This is a genomic window from Faecalibacterium longum, assembly GCF_040094125.1.
In the GTDB taxonomy this organism is placed as follows: Bacteria; Bacillota; Clostridia; order Oscillospirales; family Ruminococcaceae; genus Faecalibacterium; species Faecalibacterium longum.
Genome location: NZ_JBBNIH010000084.1, coordinates 1 through 6,381 on the forward strand (window position 1 = coordinate 1; position 6,381 = coordinate 6,381).

At 36.9% G+C, this 6,381-nt stretch carries 5 protein-coding genes; all 5 read left to right on the forward strand.

The window, feature by feature from the left end:
- Positions 1 to 197 precede the first annotated feature (197 nt).
- Positions 198 to 1,757, forward strand: a complete 1,560-nt coding sequence (gene cls, locus AAAU26_RS02340; RefSeq protein ID WP_097781595.1) for a cardiolipin synthase — start codon at positions 198 to 200, stop codon at positions 1,755 to 1,757.
- 210 nt (positions 1,758 to 1,967) lie between these two features.
- Positions 1,968 to 3,401 (forward strand): phospholipase D family protein, encoded by a 1,434-nt coding sequence (locus AAAU26_RS02345; RefSeq protein WP_227619721.1) that lies wholly within the window; start codon positions 1,968 to 1,970, stop codon positions 3,399 to 3,401.
- The gene (locus AAAU26_RS02350) at positions 3,380 to 4,090 is read left to right on the forward strand and encodes a response regulator transcription factor (protein WP_005946428.1); all 711 of its coding nucleotides are present in this window, start codon (positions 3,380 to 3,382) and stop codon (positions 4,088 to 4,090) included. The genes AAAU26_RS02345 and AAAU26_RS02350 overlap by 22 nt, the downstream gene beginning before the upstream one ends.
- A complete protein-coding gene (locus tag AAAU26_RS02355; RefSeq protein ID WP_005929825.1) occupies positions 4,090 to 5,133 on the forward strand; it encodes a HAMP domain-containing sensor histidine kinase in 1,044 nt (347 codons plus the stop codon). Before AAAU26_RS02350 ends, AAAU26_RS02355 begins: the two co-directional genes overlap by 1 nt.
- A gap of 33 nt (positions 5,134 to 5,166) precedes the next feature.
- Complete coding sequence (locus AAAU26_RS02360) at positions 5,167 to 6,231, forward strand: FUSC family protein (protein ID WP_217211259.1); 1,065 nt, start codon at positions 5,167 to 5,169, stop codon at positions 6,229 to 6,231.
- The last annotated feature ends 150 nt before the right edge of the window (positions 6,232 to 6,381 follow it).

A 6,381-nucleotide genomic window follows, 5' to 3' on the forward strand; every position in this document is an offset into this window, starting at 1 on the left:
GAAAACAGCTCAGGTTACCTATTGCAATTCTGACTATTTGGAATATACTTGTAAGTATCAAATTATTTCACTGTATGAGGACATCCGCACCAAACTTATCCAGTCCGGTGTAATGAAATGCAGAGAATAAAAGACAAAATTGGTATGTTCCACGAAATTTAGGGAGAAAACTGAGCAAGTAGGAAGGCGGAATATATATGAAACAAGATACTTTAGAGGGCAAAGCAAAAACAAAAAATGGGGTAAAACGGCTGTGTTTTTCCATAATCTGCATTCTTCTGGAAGTGATTTTTATTATTACTATCGTAACACGCTTGAATGAATATGCAGAAGTCATAAATTTATTTACAAGGATTTTGAGTGGGATCTTGGTTTTGGGATTGTACGCATCAAATAAGACATCCTCTATGAAAATGCCTTGGGTCATCTTAATTCTAATTTTCCCAATTATGGGTGTAGGCCTGTATTTGTTGATTGGTTTGAATGGTGGCACACATAAAATGCGTGAGCGGTATGCAGAAATTGATAGCAAATTGTTACCAATGCTTCCGGACAGTCAGGAGTGTTTGAGCAGAATAAAAGAAGCAATTCCGAAAGCAGGAAATATAGCAAGTTACATACAAAGAAATTCGCAGTATCCAATCTATCAGAATACGGATATTGTGTATTTTGATGAAGCAGTGAAAGGATTAGAGGCACAGCTTAAGGATTTGGAGAAAGCACAAAAGTTTATCTTTATGGAATATCATGCGATAGAAGACGCTGAAGCATGGCATAAGATTCAAGATGTTCTGGAAGAGCGAGTAAAAGCAGGTGTGGAAGTTAGAGTATTCTACGATGATATGGGTTCTATAGGCTTTATTAACACAGATTTTGTGAAAAAAATGGAGACAATAGGAATTCATTGCCGTGTATTCAATCCGTTTATGCCAGGTTTAAATCTGTTTTTGAACAATCGTGATCATAGAAAAATAACAGTTATTGATGGAAAAGTCGGATTTACAGGTGGATATAATCTAGCAAACGAATATTTTAATTACACACACCCGTATGGACAGTGGAAAGATACAGGTATTCGTTTAGAAGGAGATGCTGTTCAGTCGCTTACAGTGACATTTTTAGAAATGTGGAATGCTGTTAGTGAAAAAGCTACGAATGATACTGATTTTAGTAAATACATTATTCATTACGATTATAAAGCACAGCAAACAGGTTTTGTTCAGCCTTATGCAGACAGTCCTATGGATAATGAGCAGGTCGGAGAAGAAGTTTATATCAGTATGATAAATAAAGCTGAAAAATATTGTTGGTTTATGACTCCATATCTAATCATAACAGATGAAATGACGCATGCGTTATGTCTGGCTGCTAAGCGAGGGGTAGACGTAAGAATTATCACACCTGGTATCCCTGATAAAAAATTCATTTATAATGTAACTCGTTCTTTTTATCATGGATTAGTTAAACATGGTGTTCGTGTTTATGAGTGGACTCCTGGTTTCTGTCATGCAAAAATGAGTGTGGCAGATGACTGTATGGCAACTTGTGGAACAATTAATTTGGATTATCGAAGTTTATATCACCATTTTGAAAACGGCTGTTTTATGGCAGATTGTCAGGCAGTTGTGGAAATAAAAAATGATCTGATAAGAACGATGGGAGAATGTCGTGATGTGACAGACCAATATCAAACCGGACGAAGTGCATATTTGCGACTGGGACAATTATTTATGAGATTATTTGCTGGATTGCTATAAGAATCTGATGAAACGACCTTTCAAAAAACAGTTGATCTAGAAGTTAACTGTTTTTGAAAGGCCGTTTTTGCTATATCTAACAGTCTGTTGTACAAAGAAGATTTTGCATGGATGAAAAAACAAACCTTGTTGAGGTTAAATTGAGTTTTCTATTGTATTGTATTGCTAATGAATAAGAATAAGAAATAAAAAGGAATCAAGTGATGTACAATGAAAAAGCATAAAATATGTAAAATCCTTCTTGTTATACTGGCAATTTTTTTATGTGTGGCTTTTTATGAATTGCTCGGAATCTGCGTTGCATATAAAAAGCAGCCGGAAGTGTCCAATACAACCAAAAAAGAAACAAAAAATGGGTCATGGAACGAATGCAGTGAAAATACAGAACGGGCAGTAATCATAGAAAAGAATCCAGAAGCGCTTTTACAAAGAGTGCGTTTGATCAAGAATGCAAAAAAGGAAATTATTCTTTCTACTTTTGCATTTCAATCCGATGAAAGTGGAAAATTGATCTTAGGAGCACTGCATGATGCGGCAGACAGAGGTGTACATATTCGTCTGTTGGTAGATGGAATGGAGAGCTGGATTGATATGGAAGGAAATCCGTATTTCTATGGATTATCTTCCCATGAGAATGTTGAAATTAAATTGTATAATAAGGCCAATCCGTTGAAACCGTGGAAAATAATGGGTAGAATGCATGATAAATATTTGATTGCAGATGGAAAGAGATATATTCTTGGGGGAAGAAATACATACAATTATTTCCTGGGTGATTTTCCGGGACATAAGAACTATGATAGAGACGTGTTAGTGGTTTGCGATGAACCTGAGAAAGAAAATTCAGTTAACCAGTTGTTAGAGTATTTTGAAACGATATGGGAACAAGAAGACAGTGATTATTTTCATGACAATAAAAAACTGGCAAATAGAAAATCTGTAAAGAACGCAGTTTTAGAGTTGCAAAACGGCTATCAGAAATATTTTGAAGAGAATAAGGAAAGAATCTGCGATACCGATTACACGGACGAAACTTTTGAGACAGAAAAGATTGCATTAGTGTCAAATCCTATTCACACAGGTTCCAAAGAACCAGTAGTGTGGTATCAGTTGGGAGAATTGATGAAAAATGCAAAAAATCGTGTGAAGATCCACACGCCATATATTATCTGTAATGATATGATGTATAATACATGGGAGGAGATTGCAGAGAACGTTTCAGATTTTTCTATCATGACAAATTCAGTTGCGAATAATGGGAATCCATTTGGGGCTGCCGATTATGCGAAAAACAGAAATAGAATCTTAAGTACAGGAATTAATATCTGGGAATATGAAGGCGGTTATTCATACCACGGAAAAAGTATTCTGATTGACGATGATCTGTCTGTAATCGGTTCCTTTAATATGGACATGAGAAGTGCATATCTGGATACGGAACTGATGCTTGTAATTCGCAGTAAAGATATTAATAAACAGTTGGAAGAGGGCATGATGGAATATGAAAGAGTGTCCCGCCAGGTATTGGAAGATGGAACCTATCGTGATCCATATCATGTAGAGCCAATCGAATTAACAAAGAAACGTCAGAGAAAAATATTTTTGGTACAGCATCTGCTTGGATGGGCAAGGTATCTGTTTTAATAAGGAGGAAGGAAAACGTGTTTCAAATATTGATTGTAGAAGATGATAAAGAATTAAGCCAGCTATTCCAAAAAGTGCTTGAGAAGAATGGATATCAAGTCAAAAGTGCATCGGATGGAGCACAGGCATTAGAAGTATTGGTTAAGGAATATATTGATCTGATCATTTCTGATATTATGATGCCGGTTATGGATGGTTATGAACTGGTGTCGGAACTCCGTTCAGCAGGATATCAGATACCTGTACTTATGATCACTGCGAAAGGTTCCTTTGATGATATGCGCCAGGGATTTCTTTCGGGAAGTGACGATTATATGGTAAAACCGGTAAATGTGAATGAAATGGTTTTAAGAGTCGGAGCACTGCTTCGCCGTGCACAGATACTGAATGAACACAAAATTGTGATCGGTTCAACAGAGTTTGATTATGATGCAATGACGGTTACAACTGATAAGGAAAGTCTTGTTTTGCCTAAAAAAGAATTCCTGCTTTTATATAAGCTTGCAGCTTCGCCAGGCAGAATATTTACAAAACAACAGTTGATGGATGAAGTATGGGGATACGAGACGGAGGCAGACCCACATACGATAGAGGTACATATAGGAAGAATCAGGGAGCGTTTGAAAGATAACCCTGATTTTGAAATCGTAACAATGCGTGGAATTGGATACAAGGTGGTGAAAAAATAATGGAACAAAAGAAAGAAAAAGGATTGCGGATCCGATCCTGTCTGACTGGTGCAATCTGGCTGGCACTTGTATTTTCAACAGTCATATCTGCATTATTATTTGCTTTTTTGAATCATTTTTTTAATCTGCCGGGCAGCATACCTGTGCTTGGCTGGCTTTTGATTTTCAATACATTGATTGCAGGGCTGATCACTTCCTTTATTAATGCAAAGTTACTGGAACCAATTACAAGACTTAGTAAAGCAATGAAGGAAGTTTCTCGGGGAGATTTTGAACAGCATTTGGAAACGAACAGCCGTATAGCAGAAGTTGGAGAATCTTATCAAAGTTTTAACGTTATGACAAAAGAACTTCGTGCAACAGAGGTGCTGCAGATGGATTTTGTATCTGATGTTTCTCATGAGTTTAAGACCCCGATTAATGCCATTGAAGGATATACAATGCTACTTCAGGGAGAAGAACTGTCTCCGGATCAAGAGGAATATGTAGAAAAAATCTTATTTAACACCCAAAGACTTTCCGGATTGGTTGGTAATATTTTGCTGTTATCCAAGTTAGAGAATCAGAATATACCAATGAAAAAAACAGAATATCGTCTGGATGAACAGATCCGCCAGGCAGTTCTTTCATTGGAAACAAAATGGACAGAAAAAGAAATTGGTTTTCAGGTAGAATTGGAGGAAGTTAAATATACTGCGAATGAAGGACTTTTTATGCATATCTGGATAAATCTTTTAGATAATGCGATTAAGTTCAGCCCTTCAAAGGGGACAATTACGATGTTTCTGAAACAAGAACAGGATTCTGTTAAGTTCATTCTGGAAGATGAAGGACCAGGAATAGAGGATGATGTAAAATCCAGAATATTTGACAAGTTCTATCAGGTAGATGGATCTCATAAAGCAGAAGGAAATGGCCTAGGTCTTGCACTTGTAAAACGGATTGTAGATAGTGCCGGAGGAACAATCAAAGCAGAAAACCGTGAATATGGTGGATGCAGATTTGTTATAGAGCTGCCAAAGCAGAAAGATGAGATTATCTAGTTTTAAGATAAATTAGAAGATGGGAGGATTTATATGACATTTTATCAGGAGTTGCAGTTAAATCAGGCAGGTTCTAAAAACCTGTTGAAAAAGAGTGAAACACTAAAAGAAAAACTATATCATATGTGGGTATATCTGGTGAAGATAGCTGCTACAATGGCATTTTGTTTTTTCTTTGTTAGTATTTTCAGCATCCTATTTGGAAATGAGAACAGCATTGTAGGTGTAGTAGTCTTATTATGTCTCATGGTGTTTAGGAATGCGGATCTGGGGATCCACACCGGACAATCTACGATGCTTTTGGCTTTGTTCTTTGTAATTATGACTGTATGTCCGCATTTAGCAAATCAGTTTTCACCGGTATTGGGAATGCTGTTAAATATTGCGGCACTGGCTGTGTTGATTCTGTTCGGATGCCATAATCCATCCATGTTTAATCAATCTACATTGGTTCTTGGGTATCTGCTGCTATATGGTTATGATGTTACGGGAAAAAGCTATCAGATGCGATTAGTCGGAATGGCTTTAGGTGCAGCACTTACCTGCTTCGTATTTTATCGAAATCATAAAAACAGAACTTATAAAAGAAATCTGAAAGATCTGATACAAGAATTTGATATCACTTCTTCCAGAACAAAATGGCAGATATGTCAGATTTTATGCGTACCGATTGTCCTTTGCATTGCAGAACTTTGTAATATGCCACGTGCAATGTGGGCTGGTATTGCGGCCATGTCCGTGATTTTGCCGTCTATGGAAGATATGCACTACAGAGTCCGTAAAAGGATTGTCGGAAATATTGCAGGTGTTATATGTTTTACAGTATTATATTTTCTGCTTCCTTCGTCAATCTATGCATATATAGGAATTCTTGGTGGAATCGGTGTAGGATTTTCAGCACAATATGGCTGGCAGGCAGTATTTAACACATTTGGTGCTTTAGCCATTGCTGCAGAGACATATGGACTACAAGGAGCGGTTAGTCTTAGAGTGAGTCAAAATGTTTTTGGTGTTGTGTTTGCTTTAGCATTTTGTGTTATATTTTATTGGTTTATGCCTAAAAAAAAGGAAAGTGAGGCGACCGTACATGCAGAGTGAAGTGAATCAGGAAGAAAATTTGAATACCACTGATTTTGACGAGCACTTCGCTAAAATTTCGTCCTATATTGTAGACACATTGCACGGCGTTCCACTTGAGATGACCGAGGATGAAAAAGAACAATTTCGCATACAGGTTATTTCAAATCA